The sequence below is a fragment of the Streptomyces sp. NPDC027672 genome (genome assembly GCF_055566335.1).
In genome coordinates, this window is record NZ_JBVHSO010000020.1 from 14,308 (window position 1) to 37,182 (window position 22,875).

The following is a 22,875-nucleotide window of genomic DNA, read 5'->3' on the forward strand; positions in this document are numbered from 1 at the left end:
CGGTCCGCTCATCCCGTGTGCCGGGCGGCGGCCCGAGGGCGCCGGTGCGCTCAGGCCGGGTACGCGTGGGTCTGTGCCGCCTTGACCGTCGCCCAGACCGGTGCGCCCGGACGAAGGTCCAGCTCGGCGGCGGCGACCGTCGTCAGGTCCGCCGCGAGCGGCAGCTCACCCGTGAGGTCGGCGCGGATCTGGTCGCCGTGCGTCTCCAGGCCCGCGACCTCGCACCGCCACAGGTTGCGGGCGCTGGCGCCCGAGGGCCGGTCCCGGAACAGGGTCACCGCGGACGGCGGGAACGCCACGAAGACCGGCCCGGACAGCTCCTCCGTGGTCGTGATCGACGGTCCCGCGCCGAGCCGTACGGTGTGCCCGGCGGCCTGTCCCCGGTAGAGGTTGAGGCCGACGAGCCGGGCGATGTAGTCCGTGCGCGGGTGCCGGGCGATGTCGGCGGGCGTGCCCGTCTGCACGACCCGGCCGTCCTCCACGACGACCAGCCGGTCCGCGAGGACCATGGCGTCCAGCGGGTCGTGGGTGACCAGGACCGACACCGCCTCGAACTCGGCCAGGTGCCGGCGCAGCCCGGCGCGGACCTCCAGCCGGGTCCGGGCGTCCAGGGCCGCCAGCGGCTCGTCCAGGAGCAGCAGCCGGGGCCGGGTGGCGAGGGCGCGGGCGAGCGCCACGCGCTGGGCCTGGCCGCCGGACAGCCGGCGCGGCCTGGTGCCCGCGTGGTCGGCGAGCCCCATGCGGTCCAGCCAGGCCGCGGCCTGGGCACGGGCCTCGGCCTTGCCCACGCCCCGGCAACGCGGACCGAAGGCGACGTTGTCCAGGGCGGACAGGTGCGGGAAGAGCAGATAGTCCTGGAAGACGACACCGACCGGGCGGGCCTCGGGCGGCGTGTGCTCCAGGGGCGTGCCGTCCAGGAGCAGACGGCCGTCCGTGAGCGGGGTGAGGCCGGCGAGGGCGCGCAGGGCGGTGGTCTTGCCGGCGCCGTTGGGGCCGAGGAGGGCGAGGACCTCTCCGGGGGCCGCCGTCAGGGTCACGTCCAGGCGGAATCCGGGGCGGTCGACGACGAGGCGGGCGTCGAGACCGGTGGCCGGGGCCGGGGGCGGGTTCGGGGTGGGGCGCCGCTCCGGGTCCTCGGCCGCGGCGTCCGGCTTCGCGTCGGCGCCGTCGGTGCGGCTTCGGTGGGTCATGGGGTCGTCATCCAGCGGTCCCTGAGGGCTGCCAGCACCGCGATCGACACGGTGAGCAGCACCAGGCTGAGGGAGATGGCGGCTTCGGGGTCGTTCTGGAGGGCGAGGTAGACGGCGAGGGGCATGGTCTGGGTACGGCCGGGGAAGTTGCCGGCGAACGTGATCGTCGCGCCGAACTCGCCGAGCGCCCGGGCCCAGGCCAGCACCGCGCCGGCCGCGATGCCGGGCGCGATCAGCGGCAGCGTGACCCGCCGGAACGCGGTGAAGCGGGACGCGCCGAGGGTGGCGGCCGCCTCCTCGTAGCGCGGGTCGGCGGCGCGCAGGGTGCCCTCGACGCTGATCACCAGGAACGGCATCGCCACGAACGCCTCCGCGAGCACCACTCCCGCGGTGGTGAACGGCAGGGTGATCCCGAACCACGCGTCCAGCCACCGGCCGACCACGCCGTTGCGGCCCAGGGCGAGCAGCAGGGCCACCCCGCCGACGACCGGCGGGAGGACCAGCGGGAGGGTCACCAGGGCGCGTACGAGGCCCCGGCCGGGAAACTCCGTACGGGCCAGCAGCCAGGCCAGCGGCACACCGAGGACGATGCTGACGGCGGTCGCCGCGGTGGCGCTGACCAGCGACAGCCGGAGCGCCTGCCACACCTCCGCGCTGGTCAACTGGCCGGGCAGCCCGTGCCAGGGCGCGCGCACGAGCAGCGCGAGCAGCGGCAGCAGCAGGAACGCCAGCGCCAGCAGACCCGGCAGCAGCAGCGGCAGCGGCACTCCGCGCCGGCCCGGCGCGCCGGCGCGACGGCGCCCCGGCCGGCCCGTGCGGGGGCCGGCCGCGGCGCCGGGCTGGTCGAGCGAGGTCACGGCTTGAGGAACCCGGCCTCGCTCAGCACCTTCCGGCCCTCGGCGGACCGCACGAGGGCGAGGAACGCCTTGGCGGCCTCGGCGTTCGGCGCGTTCTTCAGCACGGCGATCGGGTAGTCGTTGACGGCGCCCGCCGACTCGGGGAACTCCACGCCCTCCACCTTGCCACCCGCCGCCCGCACATCCGTCTTGTAGACGAGCGCCGCGTCCGCCTCGTCCAGCTCCACCTTGTTCAGGGCGCTCTTGACGTCCTGCTCGTAGGAGACCGGGGTCAGCTTGATCCCGGCGGCGTCCAGGGCCTTCTGCGCGGCGGCCCCGCAGGGCACGGTCCGGTCGCACAGGACCACCTTCAGACCGGACTTGGTGAGGTCCTTCAAGGAGGACACCCCGGCCGGGTTGCCGGGCAGGGTGGCGATCTCCAGTTGATTGCGCGCGAAGGTGGCCGGGGTGCCGGCCGCGTCGCCCCGGTCCGTCACGGTCTTCATCGTCTTGGGGCTGGCCGCGGCGAAGACGTCCGCGGGCGCTCCGCCGGTGATGCTCGCGGCGAGGGTGTCGCTGCCGCCGAAGCTGAAGGCGACCTTGGTGCCGGGGTGCCGGTTCTCGAACTCCCGGCCCAGGGCGGTGAAGCTCTCCTTCAGGGAGGCGGCCGCGAACACGGTGACCGTGCCGGACAGCTTCGGGGAGGCCGGGGTGCCGGAGTCCTGCGCGCGCGACTCCTTCGGCTCCGAGGGCGAGGCGCAGGCGCCGAGGGCCAGCAGCGCGGCGGCTCCCGCACCGGCCAACTGCAGGGTCCGCCGGGTCCGGCGGACGGGACGGATCATCACGGGGCTGCTCCTCGGCTTGGGGACAACGGTCGCGCCCTGGCACGGCCGGGCATCGGCCGTCCGGCGATGATACTGCCGCATCTGCCAGGCGGAAGTCTGCTGTCGCTTCGCATGAGCTGCCGGGTGGTGGCATGTGGCTCGCATGTGCGTTTCTACAGTGGCGGCCTTGGCCGAGGAGAGTGCCCGTGTGCCGGTGAGCCGGCCGGGTCAGACGCGGTCGATGTGCACGTTGGTGGACTTCACGCGCGCGGTGGCCTCCATGCCGACCTCCAGGCCCAGTTCCTCCACGGCTTCCCTGGTCAGCAGCGAGACGAGCCGGTGCGGGCCCGCCTGGATCTCCACCTGGGCGGCGACATCGCCCAGCTTGATCGCGGTGACGATGCCGGGGAAGGCGTTGCGGACGGAGGTGTACGGGGTCTCCTCCTCGGCACTGCCTCCCTTGGCCAGTTCGACCGAGAACGCGGCGAGGTCCCCGCCGTCGATGAGCCGCCGCCCGGCCTCGTCGCGATGGGTGGCCACCCGGCCGGCGTCGGCCCAGCGGCGGGCGGTGTCCGGGCTGACGCCGAGCAGCCGTGCCGCCTGGCCGATCGTGTAGGACTGCATGCCCGTCACGATAGGGCCCCGGTGGCCGAAACCGGGGACGGGGGCTGGCCGTTCGGTATAACGCGATATAGCGTTTGTCCGGGACGGGCCCGGGGAAGAACCAGGACGGGCCGGGAATGAACCGATACGGGGGGTGAGAGCGATGTCGGCGGAGCTGGTGGGGACGGCTGAGCCGGACGGTCTGCGGGCGGCGCACGTGGACCGGGACCGGGTGGTGGAGGCGCTGTCGGCGGCCGCGGCGGAGGGCCGGCTCACGGCCGGGGAGCTGGACGAACGTGTGGAGGCGGCACTGACCGCGCGCACCTTCGGAGAGCTGGCCGCGCTGACGGCCGACCTGCCGGAGCGGACGGCCCCGGAAGCGCCCCGGGATGTCGTCCGGATCGAACAGCACGGGGCGTCGGCACCCGGAGCGGCGAGTGGGCCGTGCCGCGCCGCATGGAGATCGAGTCGGCCTGGGGCGACGTCACGCTGGATTTCAGCGAGGCGCTGATTACGTACGACACGCTCCGCATCGACCTGGACATGCAGGCCGGTGCCCTGCGGCTGATCACCCGGCCCGGCGTGGTGGTGGACACCGACTCCCTGGTGATCGGCTTCGGCGGCACCAGGATCCGGCCGGCCGCGGACCCGGAGACGCCGGCCGTGCTCCGGGTGGAGATACGGGGCCGGCTCAGCTACGGGCAGCTGGAGGCACGGCCCCGGAGACGGTGGTTCCGCAAAGGGTGGTTCGGTAGGCGCTGGTTGGGGAGAGGGTGACATCCCCGGTGGTGCCGGTGCTGGTGCCGGTGCGGGCGGGTGCCGGAGCCGGTGACGGTGACGGTGACGGCTTCGCGCGGGGCAGCCGGTGCCCGCCCGTCGGGGCTCAGCCCGTGTGCACCCGCGGGCGCCGGGCGCGGTCCGGTTCCGCCTCGCGCAGCACCTCCCGGGTGACCGGGGCCACCTCGCCCTGGCCGAAGAGGAAGAAGCGGAGGAAGTTGGTGAACGGATTGCCCTCGGTCCACTCGAAGTAGATGTGCGGGGTGCGGCCCGTGACGTCACGGATGTGCAGCAGCAGCGCGGCCAGGGCGTTCGGGACGGAGGCGGACTCCAGCGTCAGGACCCGGTAGCGGCCGTGCAGCACCTCGCCGCGCACGGTCAGCCCCGCCTCGAACTCGGACGGGTCGGTCACCGTGACCTCGGCGAAGACGAAGTCCTCCTGTTCCGGCAGGTCGTTGTCGGCGCGGATCTGCTCGATCTTGTCGCGGTACTCGGCCTTGTCCCGGTGTCCCGGCTCGTTGGCGATGAACCGCATCTTCCGGCTGGCCATGTCCCGGATGAAGCGCTCGGCCATCGGATCGAGCGTCACGCTCGTCACGCGCAGCTCGAAGGCGCGGGCCAGCCGGGACAGCAGCGAGACCAGGATGATGCCGGCGATGAAACAGGCACCGATCTTCACGCCGTCCGGGCGCTCGATCACGTTCACCACGGTCGTGTAGAGGAACACCGCCGAGATCGCGCCGAACGCGAGGGTCCACCCGTGCTGGGCCGCCTTGCGCGCCGCGATGGTCACCGCGATCGCGGCCGAGCTGATCAGCACCAGCACACCGGTGGCGTAGGCGCCGCCCTGCTTGTTGACGTCGGCGTCGAAGATCCAGGTGACCAGGAAGGCGATCAGGGTGAAGACGATGACCATGGGGCGCACCGCACGGGCCCAGTGCGGGGCCATCCCGTAGCGGGGCAGATAGCGCGGCATCAGGTTGAGCAGGCCGGCCATGGCGGAGGCGCCCGCGAACCACAGGATGGCGATGGTCGAGACGTCGTAGACCGTGCCGAAGGCACTGCCGAGATACTCGTGCGCGAGGTAGGCGAGCGCGCGGCCGTTGGCCTGGCCGCCCGTCTTGAACTCCTGCTCCGGGATCAGCAGCGTCGTGATGAAGCTGGTGGCGATGAGGAAGCAGCTCATGATCAGCGCGGCGGTGGTCAGCAGCTTCTTGGTGTCCCTGATCCGGCCGGCGGGCCGCTGCTCGGTGTCGCCCTGGTCGCCCCGGACGTGCGGCATGACGGCGACGCCGGTCTCGAAACCGGACAGGCCGAGGGCGAGTTTCGGGAAGACGAGGAGCGCGACCCCGACCATCACGAAGACGTTGCCGTGCTCGGTGGTCAGGGCGCCGCTCCAGTCGGTGATCACATGTCCCGCGGTGACGACATGCCATAGGCCGGCGGCCACGACGACGACGTTGAGCGCGAGATAGACGCCGACCAGGGCCACCGCGACACCGACCGCCTCCAGGAAGCCCTTGAGGAACACCGCGCCGAGCAGCGCCACCAGGAACAGGGTGATCACCATCTGGTGGCCTTGCAGGGCGCCGGTGAGGTGCGGGTTCTCCACCAGGTGGGTGGAGGCGTCGGCCGCGGAGAGCGTGATGGTGATCAGGAAGTCGGTCGCCGCGAAGCCCAGCAGGGTGAGCACGAACAGCTTGCCCTGCCAGAACGACAGCAGCCGCTCCAGCATCGCGATGGAGCCTTCGCCGTGCGGGCTCTCCTCGGCGACCCGGCGGTAGACCGGCAGGGCGCAGGCCAGGGTGACGACGACGAGCACGATGGTCGCCACCGGTGACAGCAGACCGGCCGCCAGGGCGGCGATGCCGGGCTGGTAGCCGAGGGTGGAGAAGTAGTCGACACCGGTCAGACACATCACCCGCCACCAGCGCTGGCCCTGGTGCGGAGGCTCCGGCTCGGCGTGCGGTCCGGTGTGGCCACCGGCCTTGCCCATGTCGGACAGCCCCTCCAGCATCCAGGCGCGCAGGCGGCCGGTACTGGGAGGGCGCTCGGTCGTGGCCATCGGGCGTGCTCCTGACGTGCGGCAAGCTCTTTTCGGCCATCCCGCGGACGGCGGCACCAGCGTAAGCGGAGAGTGACGTTCGGGCCCCTGCATCGGTGGCCCGGCGGCGTCAATCTTGCGTTAAGAATGGCCCGGGAGCGGCGGGTCCGCACGAAGAAGGCGAGGCGGGAGGCCGTTGCGGGGCACCGGCACCGTACCCGGGCGGCCCGGCGGGGGAGCGGCTCCGGTGTCGGCCGGGTGCCGCCGGTCGACCACCGAGCGTCATGGGGTGCGGCGGGAGGGGCCGGTCACGCCGGGTGTGGTGGGCTGGGTGTGGCAGGCCGGGTCTGGCGGGCTGGGTCTGTCACGCGGGACCGGCAGGCCAGCGTGCCGACTACTCCCAAGCCCGGCCTGCCGGCTGCTCCTGGCTCGACGTGCCGTTTAGTGCATGCACTGCGTGCCGGCTACTCCATGCCCGACGCGCGGAACACGCCCAGGGCCGTCTCGCTGTCCAGGCGGCGGGCCAGGTCGTGCAGGGCGGTCGTACCGGACACCAGCAGGCCGGCCGCCTCGGCGCGGCGGGCGCCCTCGTCGAGCCGGTACCACAGGTGCGGGTTGCGGACCAGGACCTCGGGGTCGATCTCCACCCGGCGGTCCAGGGCGTCGCGCAGCAGCAGGCGTTGGCTGACGCCGTCCACCGGGCGTACCGCGGTCAGCAGATCGGTGCGGACCCGGCGGGTGCACAGCAGCCGGCGGGTGGCCAGCCAGCCCGGACCGGCCGACACGCGCGCCGGGTACAGCACCAGGAACAGCAGCAGGGCCAGCAGGAGCCACAGGGCGCCGCGCCACCAGTTCAGCGAGCCGGCCGTCCCGTCGATGCCCAGCAGCAGTGCCAGCAGCGCGCCGGCGCAGCGGACCGCGCCGCGTACCTCGCCGGCCCAGTCGCGGTCGTACGCCACGGCCCCGGTGCCGGACGGGTGCGAACCGGTCGTCTGGGGGCGGGTGTCGTCGCGGTGCTCCATGAGGGAAACGGTAGTCCGCCGGCGGTCCGGCGCCCGCCGTCCTGACGCCACCCTGACGCCAAGGGAGCCGTTCTTGACGCGACGGCAGCGGGGGCCGGGGAGCCGGCCGGCCGGGGTGCGCGGACCGGGTCAATGGCCCTTGCGCGCAGTAAGATTCGGCGCTCGTACCGAAATTTTTGACCGCCTCCGGGAGGCGAGCATGCGGACCTACGACAACCCGGTCATCCCCGGCTTCCACCCCGATCCCAGCGTGTGCCGGGTCGGGGACGACTACTACCTGGTGTGCTCCAGCTTCGAGTACTTCCCGGGCGTCCCGCTGTTCCACAGCCGGGACCTGGTGCACTGGCGGCAGATCGGCAACGTGCTCGACCGGCCCGGCCAGTTGGCCCTGTCCGACGAGGTACCGGCGTCGGGCGGCGTCTACGCGCCGACGATCCGGCACCACGACGGGCGCTTCTACGTCATCACCACCGGCGCGGGCGCGGGCGGCACCTTCCTCGTCACCGCCGACCGCCCCGAGGGCCCCTGGTCGGACCCGGTGTGGATCGACCTGCCCGGCATCGACCCGGACCTGGCGTGGGACGAGGACGGCGCCTGCTGGTGCGCGATGGCCGGGGTCACCGTGGCCCGGATCGACCCGGACACCGGCCGGGTGCTGGAGGGCCCGCTGCCGATGTGGTCGGGCACCGGACTGCGGGACCCGGAGGCCCCGCACCTGTACCGGATCGGCGACTGGTGGTACCTGCTGCTCGCCGAGGGCGGCACCGCCCTGGGGCACGGTGTCGCGGCCGCCCGCGCGCGTTCGCCGCGCGGCCCGTGGGAACCGGCCCCCGGCAATCCGCTGCTCACCCACCGCGGCACGGGCCTGCCCATCCAGTGCACCGGCCACGGCGACTTGGTCGAGGCGGCCGACGGCACCTGGTGGATGGTGCTGCTCGGCACCCGGCCCCGCGGCTGGTTCCCCGAGTTCCACGTCCTGGGCCGGGAGACCTTCCTGGCGCCGGTGGAGTGGGCCGACGGCTGGCCCCGGCTGGGTCCGGTGCGCGAGCGGCATCCGGCCCCCGCCGCCTGGGCCCCCGTCGAACAGCCGCCGGTGCGCGACGACTTCACCGCCGCGGTGCTCGCGCCGCACTGGATATCGCCGCGGCGGAGGCCCGAGGGCTCCTGGTCGCTGACCGAACGGCCCGGCCGGCTCACCCTGACCGCCACCGGCGACAGCCTCGACCGGCCCGGGCACACCTTCGTCGGCCGCCGCCAGCAGCACCACGACTGCCGGGCCGCGACGCTGCTGGAACCGGGGGCGGCGCGGGCCGGACTGTCGGTCCGCCTGGACGAGGCCCACCACTACGACCTGGAGGTGAGCGCGGGCACGGCGGCCGTGATCGCGCGGATCGGTCCGCTGCGGCAGCGCGTCGCCGAGCACCCGCTGCCGGCCGGTCCCGTGACCCTGGCCGTCGAGATCCGCGCGACCCGGCAGCCGGGACCGCCGCACGGCCCGGACCTCCTGGCCTTCTCCGTCGAGACCGCCGGGGGAACCGTCCCGCTCGCCGAGCTCGACGGCCGTTATCTCTCCACCGAGGTGGCCGCCGGCTTCACCGGCCGGGTCATCGGGATGTACGTCACCGAGGGCAGCGCGGCCTTCGACTGGTTCGCGTACGCGCCGGTCACGCCCGCGCCCTGACCTCCGCGCCCAGGCAGGCGCTCGAAACTTTCGACGGCGCGGCGGGCCGTGCATCGGGGCCGGTACGCACGGCGTGTGCGTGGCCGGCCCCTGGTGTGTGTCGTGCCCCGCTCAGGCGGCGGTCATCACCTGTTCCGCACCCAGCGGGCGGTGCGGGGCGATGATGCTGCCGTCGGGCAGCAGCTCACCGGTGTCCTCGAAGAGCAGGACGCCGTTGCACAGCAGGCTCCACCCCTGCTCCGGGTGGTGCGCCACGAGGCGGGCGGACTCCCGGTCGGCGGATTCGGCTGGCGGGCACGGTGGCTGGTGCTGGCACATGGGCGGGATCTTTCCCTCTGTCGTGAACATGTCCGTCCCCCGTGAATGAAGAGTCGGTCTGCGCCCAGTGTTCTCCCCTGCGTGTCATTCCGCAGGGATTTCGCAGCACCGCTTCTCACAGATTCAAGACGCGTCACCCGCGCGGGCGGTTCAGCCCAACTGGGCGGTCCCTTCGGGTGGTTCGCACTGGCCGGATGTGACTAGTCCGGCGGAGAGGGACCCGGCGGGAGCCCGGAACATCACCGTACCCCGCTTCCCGGGCGGGAAGCGGGGTACGCGGGCGACGGTCAGGCAGGCGAGCCGAGCGCCGGTGAGCCCAGCAGTGGGAGAGGAGTCGCCCGATGGGTCAGTACCGGAAGCAGCTCGGCGACCCGGAACGGACGGTGCGCCGGGATGCCCGGCGGGGCCGGCGCCAGCGGGACGAGCAGGTCACCGGCGGCCGGATGGCCCTCGGTGCCGTCACCGGAGCGGTCACCGTGCAGCCACAGGGTGAGCATGTACAGGCCGGGAACGGAGAGCAGTCTCGCCTGGTACGGCTGGGGCAGCGCCTCGGCCTGCTCCAGGGCGCGCTCGGTGGAGGCGACGTACGGGCCCTCGAAGAAGTGCGAGAAGGCCCAGCCGTCCGGAGTGAGCATGGTCTCGGCCGCGGCCACCGCGCGGTCGCCGCACCGGATCAGGAACCGCCAGCCGGCCAGCCTGGTCGCGGACAGGCCTTGGGCGGTGATCCGGTCCAGCACGTGGACGGGGAGCGGGAGTTCGGGTGTCGCCGGTCCCTGCGCGGCACGCAGGGCGGGAGTACGGGCCTCATGGACCGCGGTGGGGGAACCGAGGGCCGTGAGGACGGAGCGCAGGGCGGGCGCGGGGGCCGGGGGTATGTGCAGCGGCATGTGGGTCGCCTCTCATTAGACAGGCGCGGCGGCGCGAGGAAGTGGGGCGGACGGCGCTGTCTGCTCACGGAAGGCCCGAGAGGTGGGAGCCCGGATCGGTGTGACGAGGGTGCGGCTCGGCCTGCCGCCCGTCAATCGGTACGGCGGAAACTCCGCGGCAACCAGCACCGAAGGGTGCCACCCTGTGCCTTGTGGACGGAGTTTATACGACGCGTGTTCGGCAGATGTTTCGGCTATCTGAATCCGGTTGACCGGACAAGGGTGAATTAGGCCGTCGATGTGCGGAACTCATCCCGATTTTCCGTCCGGCGCGCGCCGCTGACCTCGCCATACGCGCCGGTAACGGTCGGCCGAATGGCGTCGGCGTTTTTCATGAGGCGTTCGGGGCACTTGATGGTCAACGTGCGGCATGCCTCGTGAATGTGCCGCCGGGAACATCTGACAGAGTAGCGGGCGACAGGCCCGCGCGGGACGTTATCGATCGCTTCGGCTGGGCATCATCCCTCCTGACCCGGGAGAGCCCGGCGGCCGGATCGTCGGCCCGCCCATCCGAGGAGGGACACTTCGATGGGGGAGAAGGTCGTGGCGGGGCAGTCCGACCTGTCCGATCGCCAGCGCTACCGTGAAAAGCTCCAGAAGTGCCTCACGGGACTGGAGCGGCTGCTGCGGGAGAAGCGGTTCGACCGTCCAAAGAACCTCATGGGCGTCGAGATCGAATTGAATCTCGCGGGGCCCGACGGTATGCCGAAAATGTTGAACGGGCAGGTACTGGAGCGCATCGCGAGCCGCGATTTCCAAACAGAGCTGGCCATGTTCAACCTTGAAGTCAACATAGCTCCACACCGCTTGGGCGACCGGGTATTCGACCGGCTCGCCGAGGAACTGCGCACGTCGCTGGCCTACGCCGACCGCAAGGCGGCCGAGGTCGACGCGGGCATCGTGATGATCGGGATCCTGCCCACCCTGGGCCGGGACGACCTGGTCTCCTCCAACCTCTCGGAGGTCGACCGCTACACCCTCCTCAACAACCAGATCGTCGCCGCGCGCGGCGAGGACTTCCGGCTCGACATCGACGGCGTGGAGCACCTCGTCTGCACGTCCAAGTCGATCGTGCCCGAGGCCGCGTGCACCTCGGTGCAACTGCACCTCCAGGTCACCCCGGGGCGGTTCGCGGACGTGTGGAACGCGGCCCAGGCGGCGAGCGCCGCGCAGATCGCCGTCGGCGCCAACTCCCCGTTCCTCTTCGGGCACGAACTGTGGCGCGAGTCCCGGCCCCCGCTGTTCCTTCAGTCCACCGACACCCGGCCGCCCGAACTCCAGGCGCAGGGCGTACGGCCGCGCACCTGGTTCGGCGAGCGGTGGATCTCCTCCGCCTACGACCTGTTCGAGGAGAACCTGCGCTACTTCCCGGCGCTGCTGCCGATCTGCGACGACGAGGAGCCGCTGGAGGTCATCGAGGCCGGCGGAGTCCCCGGGCTCGCCGAACTCGTGCTGCACAACGGCACGATCTACCGCTGGAACCGGCCGGTGTACGGCATCGCGGACGGCGTGCCGCACCTGCGCGTGGAGAACCGGGTCCTGCCCGCCGGGCCGACCATCACCGACGTCATCGCCAACGCGGCCTTCTACTACGGCCTCGTGCGCGCCCTCGCCGAGGAGCCCCGGCCGGTGTGGACGCGGCTGCCGTTCGCCGCGGCCGAGGCGAACTTCGACGCGGCGTGCCGGTACGGCATCGACGCCCGCTTCGTCTGGCCCCGGCGCGGACGCTACGGCGGCACGGGTGAGATCGACGCGGTCACGCTGGTCCGCGACGAGCTGCTGCCGCTCGCCGCGGCCGGGCTGGACGCGTGGGGCGTGGAGGCCGCGGACCGGGATCTCTACCTGGGCGTGATCGAGGAGCGCTGCCGGCGCCGGGTCAACGGGGCGTCCTGGCAGACGGCCACGTTCCACCAGGCGCTGGAGCGCGGGCTGTCCCGCGACGCGGCGCTGGCGGCGACCACGCGGCGCTACGCCGAGCTGATGCACGGCGGCGAGCCGGTCCACACCTGGCCGGTGGGCCTGCCCGCACCGGCACTCACGGGCTGACGACCGGGGGGCGGCGACTGGCGAGCGGAGGACGGCGACCGGAGGGCGGCGTACGGCGGGCGCGGGTTTCGGCTTGGTTGATCCGTGAAGCACCGGGCGCCGCGCCCCCGGTCGCCGGAAGCGGGGGCGTCGGTCGCCTGATGCGGGGGCGCGTGATCGACGGGCCCCGGCGTGGCCCGGACGCGCGAGACCCCGGCCGTCTGCCGTCTGCCGGGGGGCGAGGGGCCGGGGCGGTGTGAGGGGCTGCCGGGTTCTTCTGCGATCCTTGCGGGCGAACGGTGGGCCGGGGGCCCACGAGCCGGCAGGAGGTTGACTCGGTGGCCGATTCCTCGGTGCGGACGCCTGACCCGCGGCGGATGCTGCGGGACGAGACGCTGCTCGTGCTGGCGCTCTCGCTCGGGGCGAGCGGAGTGTCCGCGCTGATCAGTTTCATCGGCTCGGTCACCAAGCCGGGCGGTCTCAAGGACCAGGCCGCCACCCTCAACGCTTCCGCCGCGCCCGGCCGCCCCTGGCTGGACCTGGCCTGGCAGCTCTTCGGCATCGCCACCGCACTGGTCCCCGTGGCGCTCGTCGCCCACCTGCTGCTGCGCGAGGGCACGGGACTGCGCGCCCTCGGCTTCGACCGCACCCGGCCCTGGTCGGACCTGGCCCGGGGCGCCGGGGTCGCGGCCGTGATCGGCAGCACCGGCATCGCCTTCTATCTGGCCGCCCGTGGCCTCGGCTTCAACCTCACCGTCGTACCCGAGGCACTGCCGGACGTGTGGTGGAAGTACCCGGTCCTGGTGCTGTCGGCGGTGCAGAACGCGGTGCTCGAAGAGGTCATCGTCGTCGGCTATCTGCTGCGCCGGCTCGGGCAACTGGGCTGGTCGCCGGGTGCCGCGCTGCTGGCCTCCGCGGTCCTGCGCGGCTCCTACCACCTCTACCAGGGCATCGGCGGCTTCCTCGGCAACCTGGCCATGGGCGTGGTGTTCGTCTGGCTGTACCGCCGCTGGGGGCGGGTCGGCCCGCTGGTCGTCGCGCACTCCCTGCTCGACATCGGGGCCTTCGTGGGTTACGCCCTCCTCGCCGGCAAGGTGGGCTGGCTGCCGACGGCCTGACCGCGCAGACCGCCGGCGGGCCGCTCAGGCGCGCAGTTCGCCCTCGATGACCGTCACCGCTCGGCCGGTGAGCAGGGTGCGCTCGCCGCGCAGGCCGGTACGGACCAGCCCGGAGCGGCGGGAGGCCTGGAGCCCGGTGAGGTCGTCGCGGCCGAGCCGGGCGGACCAGTGCGGGGCGAGCGCGGTGTGGGCGCTGCCGGTCACCGGGTCCTCGTCGATGCCGACGTTCGGGAAGAAGCAGCGGGAGACGTAGTCGTAGCCCAGGGACGCGTCCTCGGCGCGGGCCGTGGCGATGATGCCGCGCGAGGAGTAGGCGCCGAGGGACTTGGTGTCGGGGGAGAGACCGAGGACGGCCTTCTCGTCGGCCAGTTCCACCAGCAGGTCGCCGACGTTCGGGCCGGTGTCGAAGGCGGCGACCTGCTGCGCGCCGAGCGCCTCGGCGACCCCGGCCGGGATCTCGACCGGGGTGAGCGGAGCGGTCGGGAAGTCGAGGGTGACCGGACCGTCCGGGGCGGGCGTGGCGGTCAGCACGCCACTGCGGGTGGCGAACCGCACCGGTCCCTCGTGGGCGCCGGTGGTGTGCAGGACGTGGGCCGTGGCGAGGGTGGCGTGCCCGCACATGGCGACCTCGGCGACGGGGGTGAACCAGCGCAGCGCCCAGTCGGCGTCACCGCCCGCGGGCAGCCGGTGCGCGAACGCGGTCTCGGCGTGGTTCACCTCCATTGCCACGTTCTGCAGCCAGTCGTCGTCCGGGAAGACGTCGTCGAGGATCAGGACCCCGGCCGGGTTGCCGGCGAACGGTCGGTCGGTGAAGGCGTCCACGATTCGAATGCGCATGCAGCCGACGCTAGCGGCTGCCACGGCCCCCGGACCAAGTCCACTTCACGAGTCCCGGCCCGTTTTCCCGCCACGCGCCGCCCGGGACCGCCGACTGCTCCCGGCGGGCCGGCGGGGGAGCGGACGATCACCGGGCTCGGGCCGGAACGCCGGTCAGTCGAGGGTAGTCCGTGCGTCCAGGTTGCGGGTAACTACCGGGGGCTCGCCAAGACGTCGACCGAGGGGTTTACTCGCCGCATTGCTCGCACTGTTGTTCGTGTTGCTAAGTGGGGTCAGTCCCCAGTGTTTGGCGGGCGGCGGCGACCAGGGCGTCCCATGCTTCTGTGTACCGGTCCCCGGCCTCGATGACGATGAGGGTCTGGTCCTCGTCGGGGAGGTAGGCGAGCAAATGACTCTGCTCGAAGGTCAGTTCGCGGACATCTTCCAAGGTCCTCGCGGCTTCAGTACGCCAGCGCGCGAGGTCCTCGTGTGTCGTGTCGTCGGCCGGGTGAGGCGCGGACGGCGTCGTCACGGCACGGTGTGCTCGACCGGCTGGTGAATCGTGGCCCTGTGCGGCGGCAAGGCCGCGCAGGGTTGTATGTGCGCTGATCAGGTCTCTGCCCCGGATGGATTGTTCCACGTGAAATAACGTTCTGTCCTTTAGATCGGAGACCAAGGGGCGCATCTCGGCGGGTGCGCTGAGTTCGGCCTCGGCGTACGCGTAGAGGAGGGCGTGCCGCCGCTCCTCTACGTCGGCTTCAAGAGCCGGTCCGTCCACGGTGATCAGACTTCCAGTGACACGGATGTCGGCGCTCAATGCGTAGAGCCGATTCGCGCTCTCGTGGAGGGCGGCGGCTGCGCGGAGGTATTCGGCGAGGGTCGCCCAACGGCGTTCGATCACTGCTTGACGCGCCGTGGCGGCGGCGATGGTGGTAGCTGCGTCGCGTGCGGCTTGGGCTTGGTCGTGTCCGCCGCGGGCTTGGATGCGGGCGCCGAGGACCGTGCCGGCAAAGGTTCCGACGATGGTGCCGCCCACACCGATCGCACCGATCAGCGCGATGGCTATGTCGTTGTCCATGTACTCAACCTCCCATAACGATCAGCCGAATCTGACGCAGGCAGCCAAGTAGTAAACCTTCGCTGACGCAAAGCGCCTTGATCTCCTGGCAATCGATCACCGATCACTGGCACAGGTCACGAAGAGACAGGTGGCGTGGGGACGGCAGGGTGTTGTCTGGCGATCGGTTCCGATATATCGTTGACGTGTCGTGAGCGAACGCGATGCAGACGTGACTGATCAACGATGGAATGGGAGTGATCGCTATGCGGTCCCGCGGATTCGAGCGTGGACATCGGCACGAGGGCCCCGGGCGCCGGGGCATGGGCGGGTTCGAGGGCCGACGGGCCGCCTTCGGGCCGTTCGGGCCGGGCGGCCCGGGGTTCGGTCCCGGCGCACCCGGATTCGGGCCGGGCCCCTGGGGGCCGCGCGGACGGGGCGGGCGGGCGCGCCGCGGTGACGTGCGCGCCTCGATCCTGGCGCTGCTCAAGGACCGGCCCATGCACGGCTACGAGATGATCCAGGAGATCGCCGAACGCAGCGGCGGCGCCTGGAAGCCCAGTCCCGGGTCGGTCTACCCCACCCTCCAGCTCCTGGAGGACGAGGGCCTGATCGCCAGCGAGAGCGAGGGTGGCAAGAAGCTGTTCGCGCTGACCGAAAGCGGCCGCACCGCCGCCGAGGAGGGGCCGGACGCCCCCTGGGAAGAGGCCGGGCGCGGGGTCGACTGGGAGGCCCTCGGTGAGATCCGTCAGGCCGGCTCCGGTCTGATGGAGGCCTTCGCGCAGGTCTGGAAGACGGGCAGCAAGGAACAGCGGGCGAAGGCGCTGGCCGTCGTCAACGACGCCCGCAAGAAGCTCTACCTGATCCTCGCCGAGGAGGACTGAGGCTCGTACGCAAGGCGGCGCGCGCTCCGCGTCGGTATTCGGCCGGATCTCCTCCGTGAGGATGAAATCCAGGCCGGTCACGTCCACTCCGCGTGGGACGCGAAGATGGTTCCCCTCGTGGATGCCCCGTCCCGTTGGGGCTGATGAGGTAGGGGATGTGCAACCCCGTACAGTCCACCGGACCGCTCCCGGCGCAGCGGTTCCGCACCAGGACGGCGCTGCCGGGCTCGACGCCGAGCTGGCAGCGGTGGTGACCGGTGCCCGGCGCAGGGCCGTCCGGGACCGGGACCGCCAGACCGACACCGCCCATCTGCTCCACGCCCTGCTGGAACACGACCCCGGGGCCCGCGCCGCCGTAGGCGAACCGCGCCGGCTCGCCCGGCTCCTCGGCTACCTCGTGCAGCGCAGCATCGGCTACGGACTGCGCTGGCAGCGCAGCGTGGAGGACTCCGCCGCGCTCCCCGCCGTACCCGCGCCGGCCGGCGGCCCCGAGCACCCGGTGACCGAATCCCCTGGCGGCCCCGGGCATCCGGTGGCAGCCATGTGCGGCTCCAGAGAACCGGCCGCGCGCGTCTGTAGTTCGGGGGACCCAGCCGCGCACGCGCGAAGCCCCAGGGATCCGGCCGCGCACGCGCGAAGCGTGGAGGGTGCGGCCGGGTGCGCCCGGGGCCGGTCCGTCGCCGGGCCGGGCGTTCCCGTCGCCGGGCGGGACGGTGTGGCCGGCGGCGCCGAGGGTTGGTCGGCCGGCGGCGCCGAGGGTTGGTCGGCCGGCGGCGCCGAGGGTTGGTCGGCCGGTGGCGCCGGGGGGTGGTCGGCCGGCGGTACCGGGGGCTGGTCGCCCGCTGCCTCCGCCGCGCTCGCGGAGGCCCGGGCCCGCGCCCGGCGCCGGGGCGCGGCCCGCGTCACCGGCACCGACCTGCTCGCCGCGCTCGCCGCGGACCCGCACTCCCGGGCCGTGGAGGTGCTGGACCGCGCCGGCATCCCGGCCCGCGAACTGCTCGCCCGGATCGAGGCCGGCACCGGCGCGTACGCCGACGACGGCACGCCGGCCCGCCGGCGGTCGTCCAGCAACTGAGACAGGTGTCAACAGGAGTGAAGCTCCTGTCGGCGCCTGTCATCATGTGCGGGTGCGTACGTCTGTGAGCAGTCAGGGCAGTCCCGGCAAGGGCGCCGGTCTCGGTCTCGCGCTGGTCTCGGCACTGGCCTTCGGCGGGTCCGGGGTGGCGGCGAAGCCGCTGATCGAGGCGGGACTCGACCCGCTGCACGTGGTGTGGCTGCGGGCAGCCGGCGCCGCCCTGGTGATGCTGCCGGTCGCGGTGCGCCACCGCGGCCTCCCGCGCCGTCGGCCCGCGCTGCTCGCCGGATTCGGCCTGCTCGCCGTCGCCGGCGTCCAGGCCTGCTACTTCGCCGCGCTCTCCCGGATCCCGGTCGGCGTGGCCCTGCTCATCGAGTATCTGGCGCCCGCGATGGTGCTCGGCTGGGTGCGCTTCGTGCAGCGGCGGCCCGTCACGCGCGCCGCCGCGCTCGGCGTGGTCCTCGCGGCGGCCGGGCTCGCCTGTGTGGTCGAGATCTGGTCCGGGCTGAGCTTCGACGCGCTGGGCCTGCTGCTCGCCCTCGGCGCCGCCTGCTGCCAGGTCGGCTACTTCATCCTGTCCGACCAGGGCCAGGACCGGGGCGACGCGGCGCCGGACCCGCTCGGAGTCATCGCCTACGGCCTGCTCGTCGGCACCGCCGTGCTGACCGTGGTGGCCCGCCCCTGGACCATGGACTGGTCGGTGCTGGCCGGCCCGGCGGATCTGCACGGCACCGCCGTACCGGCCGGGGTCCTGCTCGCCTGGGTCGTCCTGGTCGCCACGGTGATCGCGTACGTCACCGGGGTGCTGTCCGTGCGCCGGCTGTCGCCGCAGGTCGCCGTCGTCGTCGCCTGCCTGGAGGCGGTCATCGCGACCGTGCTCGCGTGGGTGCTGCTCGGCGAGCACCTGTCCGCGCCGCAGGTTGCCGGCGGCGCGGTCGTCCTGCTCGGCGCGCTCATCGCCCAGTCCGCCACCCCGGCGGACGAGGGCACTCCGGAGCCGGTCGCCCCCGGTGGCGCGGAACGGGAGATGTCCGCGCGGGGCAGCGCCGCCTAGCGTCCGGGTCACGCCGCGGAACGCACGCGTCGTTTCGCTCCCGACCGCGTGGGTGAGCGGAGCGCGGGCCGCCGGAGCTGGGCCGGCCGTGTTGCGGACCGGGTACTTCGGCACGGTGGCCCGACCGGCCAGCCGGCCTGGCCGTGACCACCGTCGATCCCCTTGGCGCGAGCCCGACACTCATCACGCTCGGCGCCGCCGGTGTCGGGGCGCCGGCCTGCCTGGCCGTGCTCGCCTTCGGTGGCTCGGCCGCGATCGTCCGGCGGGCGGGCGTACGGCACAACGACCCTGCTCACCCGCCGGCCCAGTCCGGGCATGGGCACCGACCGGACGGCCGCGGTGGCACCGGCCGCCGCCGCGCCGGGCCGTCGTCGTTACCGCTGCGCCAGGTAGTCCGGCAGTTCGATGCCGGGGGCCAGGTCCGGGTTAGGGACCGCCGTGTCGTAGCCCTTGCGGAGCGGGACGACGCCGGCCCAGTGCGGCAGGGCCAGGTCCTCGGGCTCGTCGCTGGCCGCGCCGGCACGGGTCTTCACCGAGACCTCCTCCAGATCCAGGCGGATCACCGCGGTGGCGGCCAGTTCCTTCCTGGTCGCGGGCCGGGAGTCGGCGGCCCGGCCCGGTACGACGTGGTCGACCAGCGCGTCCAGGGCCAGCCGCCGCTCCTCCGGGTCGGTGACCTCGTACGCGACGCCGTGCACCACGACCGAGCGGTAGTTGATCGAGTGGTGGAAGGCGGAGCGGGCCAGCACCAGCCCGTCGACATGGGTGACCGTGAGGCACACCGGCAGGCCCGGGTCGGCGGCGCCGGCCATCCGCAGCGGACGCGAACCGGTCGAGCCGTGCAGGTACAGCCGCTCGCCGACCCGGCCGTACAGCGTCGGCAGCACCACCGGGGCGCCGTCCCGGACGAAACCGAGGTGGCCGACGTACCCCTCGTCCAGCAGCGCGTGCACCTGCTCCTTGTCGTACGACGCCCGGTCCGGGTAGCGCGTGGGCACGGTCCGGTCGGTCGGGGAATAGGCGGCGGCCCGGTTGTTCTCGGTCGTGCCCTGCATGACGGTCCTCCATTGCGACGAGCTTTGTACTAGTGCATAATGCTGTTTGTGCTAGGAGAGTATCGGATTACAGGACGCGGCGCAGCCGATATCGCGGCCGGTATCGAGCAGGCGGTCGGCGACGGGGAGCTGCAACCGGGCCAAGCCCTGCCTCCCATGCGGGAGTTGGCGGCCCGGCTCGGCGTGAACCCGAACACGGTCGCCGCCGCCTATCGCACCCTGCGGGAGCGCGGGGTGATCGAGACGGCGGGCCGCCGGGGCAGCCGGGTGCGTCCCAAGCCCGCCACCACCGGCCGTGAGCAACTGCGCGTCGAGGTGCCCGCGGGCGGCCGTGATCTGTCCACGGGCAACCCCGACCCGGCCCTGCTGCCCCGCCTGGCCCCGGCCCTCGCCGCGGCGGCCGCGCAGGGCGATGCCCGGCCCGTCCGCTACGGCGACGATCCCGTGGACCCGGACCTCGCCCGCCTGGCGCGGGCCGAACTCGACGCCGACGGTGTCCCCGCGGGCCCGCTCACCGTCACCTCCGGCTCCCTCGACGCGATCGAACGCGTCCTCGCCGCGCACCTCAGACCCGGTGACACGGTCGCCGTCGAGGATCCGGGCTGGGGCAGCCTCCTCGACCTCGTCCCCGCGCTCGGCCTGCACCTGGCCCCGGTCGGCGTGGACGACGACGGGCCGCGCGCGGACGACCTGCGCCGCGCCCTGGAATCCGGAGCCCGCGCCCTGATCGTCACCGACCGGGCCCAGAACCCGACCGGCGCCTCGGTCACGGCCACGCGCGCCCGTGCCCTGCGCGCGGTGCTGCGCGACCACCCGGGAACCCTGCTCGTCGAAGACGACCACGGCCACGGCATCGTCGACCTGCCGGTGCACCCGCTCGCCGGCGTCACCCGCCACTGGGCGTTCGTCCGCTCCGTCGCCAAGGCCTACGGCCCCGACCTCCGCCTCGCCGTCCTCACCGGCGACCCCGTCACCGTGGACCGGGTCCGGGGCCGGCTGAGTCTGGGCCCCGGCTGGGTGAGTCTGCTGCTGCAACGGGCCGTGGCCCATCTCCTCACGCACGGCGCGGTGGACCGGGCGGCGGTGGCGCGGGCCTACGGCAGCCGCCGGGACGCCCTCGTCGACGCGCTCGCGGAGCGTGGCGTCACCGCCCACGGCCGCAGCGGCATGAACGTCTGGATCCCGGTCCCGGACGAGACCGGCGCGGTGGCCCGCCTGGTCCAGGCGGGCTGGGCGGTGGCACCGGGAGCCCGCTTCCGCCTCGCCTCACCGCAGGCCGTCCGCGTCACGGTGTCCTCGCTCACTCAGGAGGACGTCATCCCGCTCGCCGACGCGGTGGCGACGGCGGTACGCCCGAGTCCGGCGCGCGTCTATGGCTAGCGCCCTTCGTCTCTCCTGGGGGCCTGGCGCGCGTCTGCGGTTAGCGCCTCTCGTCTCTCCTGGGGGCCTGGCGCGCGTCTGCGGTTAGCGCCTCTCCTATCTGCTGGGGCCTGGCGCGCGTCTACGGCCGGCGCCCTGCGCATCTCCCGGGGCCCGGCGCGTATCTACGGCTAGCGCCGCTTCGTATCCCGCGGGCCCCGGCGCCGCACCCCAGCCCCACGTCGCCCATCCCCACAGGCGCGGTCGCCCCCCTCGCCCGCCGCTCAGGCCCGCTTGCCGCGTGCCTGTGTCAGTGCGGCGCCCGCCAGTACGATCACCGCGCCCACCGGCGTCGTCCACCGGAGCGACTCGCCGAGGATCGCCACGCCCGCCGCCGTGGCGATGACCGGGATGAAGTACGTGACCATCTGCGCGGTGGTCGGCCCGACCTCGGCGACCAGGCCGTACTGGATCAGCACCGCGAGCCCGGTCCCGACCGCCCCGAGCGTGGCGACGGCCAGCAGCGGGACGACGGAGAAGTGCTCCGGGACGCTGGTGAACAGGGGCGTCACGATGGCGAGCTGGACCGTGGCCAGCAGCAACTGGCCGCCGGTCATCGACAGATGGGAGTTCCCGGTGCCGGCCAGGGTCCGCCGGACGTAGATCCAGCCCACCGGGTAGCTCAGCGAGGCCAGCAGCGCCATCGTCGTGCCCTTGGCGTCCAGGCCGTGGAAGCCCTGCCAGGCGCCCAGCACGGTCAGCACGCCCAGGAACCCGAGCCCGAGCCCGGCGACCCGGACCCGCGACGGCCGGTCCTCGGACAGGGCGACCAGGGACAGGACCATGCCCCACAGCGGGGACGTGGCGTTGCAGATGCCGGCGAGCGTGGACGGAATCGTCAGCTCGGAGTAGGCGAAGAGGGAGAACGGCAGGGCGTTCAGCAGGAACGCGGCGATCGCCATGCGCCCCCACAGCCGGGCCCCGCGCGGCAGCCGCTCCCGCTTCACGGCCATGGTCACCACCAGCACCGCCGTACCGAACGCCAGCCGGCCCAGGGTGACCTGAAAAGGCGCGTACCCTTCGGTGCCCACCTTGATCAGCAGGAAGCTGAAGCCCCAGATCACGGACAGGGCGCCGAAGCGCAGCCGCCAGTCGAGGCGGCCCCGGGGGAGGCCGGGGGCGGTGGACCGGGTGTGTGTCGACGAGGTGACCGTGCTCATGCCTCCTAGCTTTGCCGGGGGCAACCACGTAGCACAATCGAGATTTCGGCCCCGGTACCTCTTAGAATTGCTTACATGTTGAACCTGGAGCGCCTGCGCACTCTGGACGCGCTGGCCCGGCACGGCTCGGTCAGCGGCGCTGCCGAGGCGCTGCACGTCACCACCTCGGCAGTCTCCCAGCAGTTGGGCAAGCTGGAGCGGGAAATCGGCCAGCGGCTCCTCGCCAAGAACGGCCGGGGCGTGCGGCTCACGGACGCCGGCCGGCTGCTGTCGGAGCACGCGGCGCGCATCCTGTCGCAGGCCGAACTCGCCGAGTCCGACCTGGAGGCGCACCGCGGCCAGGCCGTCGGCGAGCTGCGGCTGTCGGCGTTCCCGACCGCGGCCCGCGGACTGTTCCCGGCCGCGCTCGGGGCCCTGCGTGCCGAGCACCCGGGACTGCGGGTGCGCTCCAGTGAGCTGGAACCGGAACAGGGCATCGCGGGCGTCGTCCGCGGCGATCTCGACCTCGCCGTGGTCCTGGACTGGTACAACAAGCCGATGCCCGTGCCCGACGGCCTGGTCAAGGCGCCCCTGCTGGACGACCCGGCCGAGGTCGCCCTGCCCGCCGGGCACCGGCTCGCGGGCCGGGACGAGGTGGATCTGACCGAGTTCGCCGAGGACGAGTGGATCACCTGGGGCGAGGGCGAGTTCTGCCACGAATGGCTGATGTTCACCCTGCGCTCCAAGGGCGTCGAGCCGATCGTCGGCCACCGCGCGGGTGAGACCCACACCCAGCTCGGGCTGGTGGCCGCCGGACTGGGCGTGTGCATCGTGCCGCTGCTGGGCCGGCACCCGGTGCCCGAGGGCGTGGCCCTGGTCCCGCTCAAGCAGCGCCTGCGCCGCCATGTGTACGTGATATGGCGGGCGGACGCCGACCGCCGGCCCTCGATCCGCGCCGCGGTGGAGGCCCTGCGCACGGCGGCACGGAAACTGGGCTGAGCGCCGCGCCCGC

At 73.2% G+C, this 22,875-nt stretch carries 21 protein-coding genes and 1 pseudogene; 10 read left to right on the top strand and 12 right to left on the bottom strand.

Annotation, left to right across the window (positions count from 1 at the left end; all coding sequences use genetic code 11):
* Positions 1-50 precede the first annotated feature (50 nt).
* From ACZ4SV_RS33560 to ACZ4SV_RS33575, 4 genes are all read right to left on the bottom strand, one after another.
* Complete coding sequence (locus ACZ4SV_RS33560; RefSeq protein WP_468009702.1) at positions 51-1,190, bottom strand: ABC transporter ATP-binding protein; 1,140 nt, start codon at positions 1,188-1,190, stop codon at positions 51-53.
* On the bottom strand, positions 1,187-2,047 hold the full coding sequence (gene modB / locus ACZ4SV_RS33565) for a molybdate ABC transporter permease subunit (RefSeq protein WP_468009706.1): 861 nt from the start codon (positions 2,045-2,047) through the stop codon (positions 1,187-1,189). Before modB ends, ACZ4SV_RS33560 begins: the two co-directional genes overlap by 4 nt.
* Positions 2,044-2,868, bottom strand: coding sequence for a molybdate ABC transporter substrate-binding protein (gene modA, locus ACZ4SV_RS33570; protein ID WP_468010077.1), 825 nt, complete (start codon positions 2,866-2,868; stop codon positions 2,044-2,046). The genes modB and modA overlap by 4 nt, the downstream gene beginning before the upstream one ends.
* Positions 2,869-3,078: 210 nt before the next feature.
* A complete protein-coding gene (locus tag ACZ4SV_RS33575; protein ID WP_468009710.1) occupies positions 3,079-3,474 on the bottom strand; it encodes a TOBE domain-containing protein in 396 nt (131 codons plus the stop codon).
* A gap of 142 nt (positions 3,475-3,616) precedes the next feature.
* Between ACZ4SV_RS33575 and ACZ4SV_RS33580 the strand changes: the two genes are divergently transcribed.
* Both ACZ4SV_RS33580 and ACZ4SV_RS33585 read left to right on the top strand, forming a co-directional pair.
* Complete coding sequence (locus tag ACZ4SV_RS33580; protein ID WP_468009714.1) at positions 3,617-3,964, top strand: DUF1707 SHOCT-like domain-containing protein; 348 nt, start codon at positions 3,617-3,619, stop codon at positions 3,962-3,964.
* A complete protein-coding gene (locus ACZ4SV_RS33585) occupies positions 3,910-4,230 on the top strand; it encodes a hypothetical protein (protein ID WP_468009718.1) in 321 nt (106 codons plus the stop codon). Before ACZ4SV_RS33580 ends, ACZ4SV_RS33585 begins: the two co-directional genes overlap by 55 nt.
* A gap of 106 nt (positions 4,231-4,336) precedes the next feature.
* Here the strand turns inward: ACZ4SV_RS33585 and ACZ4SV_RS33590 are convergent, their stop codons facing one another.
* Both ACZ4SV_RS33590 and ACZ4SV_RS33595 read right to left on the bottom strand, forming a co-directional pair.
* Positions 4,337-6,295: an APC family permease gene (locus tag ACZ4SV_RS33590; RefSeq protein ID WP_468009722.1), complete on the bottom strand. Its 1,959-nt coding sequence runs from the start codon at positions 6,293-6,295 to the stop codon at positions 4,337-4,339.
* A gap of 443 nt (positions 6,296-6,738) precedes the next feature.
* Positions 6,739-7,296 (bottom strand): hypothetical protein, encoded by a 558-nt coding sequence (locus tag ACZ4SV_RS33595; RefSeq protein ID WP_468009726.1) that lies wholly within the window; start codon positions 7,294-7,296, stop codon positions 6,739-6,741.
* Positions 7,297-7,495: 199 nt separating this feature from the next.
* Here ACZ4SV_RS33595 and ACZ4SV_RS33600 point away from each other — a divergent pair, with 199 nt between their 5' ends.
* A complete protein-coding gene (locus ACZ4SV_RS33600; protein WP_468009730.1) occupies positions 7,496-8,977 on the top strand; it encodes a glycoside hydrolase family 43 protein in 1,482 nt (493 codons plus the stop codon).
* 111 nt (positions 8,978-9,088) lie between these two features.
* Here the strand turns inward: ACZ4SV_RS33600 and ACZ4SV_RS33605 are convergent, their stop codons facing one another.
* Entirely contained in the window at positions 9,089-9,295 is a 207-nt protein-coding gene (locus tag ACZ4SV_RS33605) for a DUF5999 family protein (protein WP_365880284.1), read from the bottom strand.
* 287 nt (positions 9,296-9,582) lie between these two features.
* Positions 9,583-10,182: a hypothetical protein gene (locus tag ACZ4SV_RS33610; protein ID WP_468009734.1), complete on the bottom strand. Its 600-nt coding sequence runs from the start codon at positions 10,180-10,182 to the stop codon at positions 9,583-9,585.
* 567 nt (positions 10,183-10,749) lie between these two features.
* Between ACZ4SV_RS33610 and ACZ4SV_RS33615 the strand changes: the two genes are divergently transcribed.
* Both ACZ4SV_RS33615 and ACZ4SV_RS33620 read left to right on the top strand, forming a co-directional pair.
* Entirely contained in the window at positions 10,750-12,267 is a 1,518-nt protein-coding gene (locus ACZ4SV_RS33615) for a glutamate-cysteine ligase family protein (RefSeq protein WP_397941356.1), read from the top strand.
* A gap of 356 nt (positions 12,268-12,623) precedes the next feature.
* Positions 12,624-13,364: a CPBP family intramembrane glutamic endopeptidase gene (locus tag ACZ4SV_RS33620; RefSeq protein ID WP_468010083.1), complete on the top strand. Its 741-nt coding sequence runs from the start codon at positions 12,624-12,626 to the stop codon at positions 13,362-13,364.
* A gap of 24 nt (positions 13,365-13,388) precedes the next feature.
* On the opposite strand, the gene ACZ4SV_RS33625 is transcribed toward ACZ4SV_RS33620, so the two are convergent.
* Positions 13,389-14,201: a PhzF family phenazine biosynthesis protein gene (locus ACZ4SV_RS33625; protein WP_468009737.1), complete on the bottom strand. Its 813-nt coding sequence runs from the start codon at positions 14,199-14,201 to the stop codon at positions 13,389-13,391.
* Between the two features lie 262 nt (positions 14,202-14,463).
* On the bottom strand, positions 14,464-15,258 hold the full coding sequence (locus tag ACZ4SV_RS33630; protein WP_468009741.1) for a hypothetical protein: 795 nt from the start codon (positions 15,256-15,258) through the stop codon (positions 14,464-14,466).
* 245 nt (positions 15,259-15,503) lie between these two features.
* Between ACZ4SV_RS33630 and ACZ4SV_RS33635 the strand changes: the two genes are divergently transcribed.
* The 3 genes and pseudogenes from ACZ4SV_RS33635 (at position 15,504) to ACZ4SV_RS33645 (ending at position 18,250) form a co-directional block, all read left to right on the top strand.
* Complete coding sequence (locus tag ACZ4SV_RS33635; RefSeq protein WP_468009744.1) at positions 15,504-16,121, top strand: PadR family transcriptional regulator; 618 nt, start codon at positions 15,504-15,506, stop codon at positions 16,119-16,121.
* Positions 16,122-16,242: 121 nt separating this feature from the next.
* A pseudogene (locus tag ACZ4SV_RS33640) lies at positions 16,243-16,605 on the top strand (hypothetical protein); the annotation flags it as partial.
* A gap of 637 nt (positions 16,606-17,242) precedes the next feature.
* Positions 17,243-18,250, top strand: coding sequence for an EamA family transporter (locus tag ACZ4SV_RS33645; RefSeq protein ID WP_468009749.1), 1,008 nt, complete (start codon positions 17,243-17,245; stop codon positions 18,248-18,250).
* A gap of 374 nt (positions 18,251-18,624) precedes the next feature.
* On the opposite strand, the gene ACZ4SV_RS33650 is transcribed toward ACZ4SV_RS33645, so the two are convergent.
* On the bottom strand, positions 18,625-19,305 hold the full coding sequence (locus tag ACZ4SV_RS33650; protein WP_365873894.1) for a pyridoxamine 5'-phosphate oxidase family protein: 681 nt from the start codon (positions 19,303-19,305) through the stop codon (positions 18,625-18,627).
* Positions 19,306-19,353: 48 nt separating this feature from the next.
* Between ACZ4SV_RS33650 and ACZ4SV_RS33655 the strand changes: the two genes are divergently transcribed.
* Entirely contained in the window at positions 19,354-20,685 is a 1,332-nt protein-coding gene (locus tag ACZ4SV_RS33655) for an aminotransferase class I/II-fold pyridoxal phosphate-dependent enzyme (RefSeq protein WP_365873891.1), read from the top strand.
* Positions 20,686-20,948: 263 nt separating this feature from the next.
* On the opposite strand, the gene ACZ4SV_RS33660 is transcribed toward ACZ4SV_RS33655, so the two are convergent.
* Positions 20,949-21,884, bottom strand: coding sequence for a DMT family transporter (locus ACZ4SV_RS33660; RefSeq protein ID WP_365873889.1), 936 nt, complete (start codon positions 21,882-21,884; stop codon positions 20,949-20,951).
* A 75-nt stretch (positions 21,885-21,959) separates the two neighbouring features.
* Here ACZ4SV_RS33660 and ACZ4SV_RS33665 point away from each other — a divergent pair, with 75 nt between their 5' ends.
* Entirely contained in the window at positions 21,960-22,862 is a 903-nt protein-coding gene (locus tag ACZ4SV_RS33665; RefSeq protein ID WP_397941367.1) for a LysR family transcriptional regulator, read from the top strand.
* Positions 22,863-22,875 lie beyond the last annotated feature (13 nt).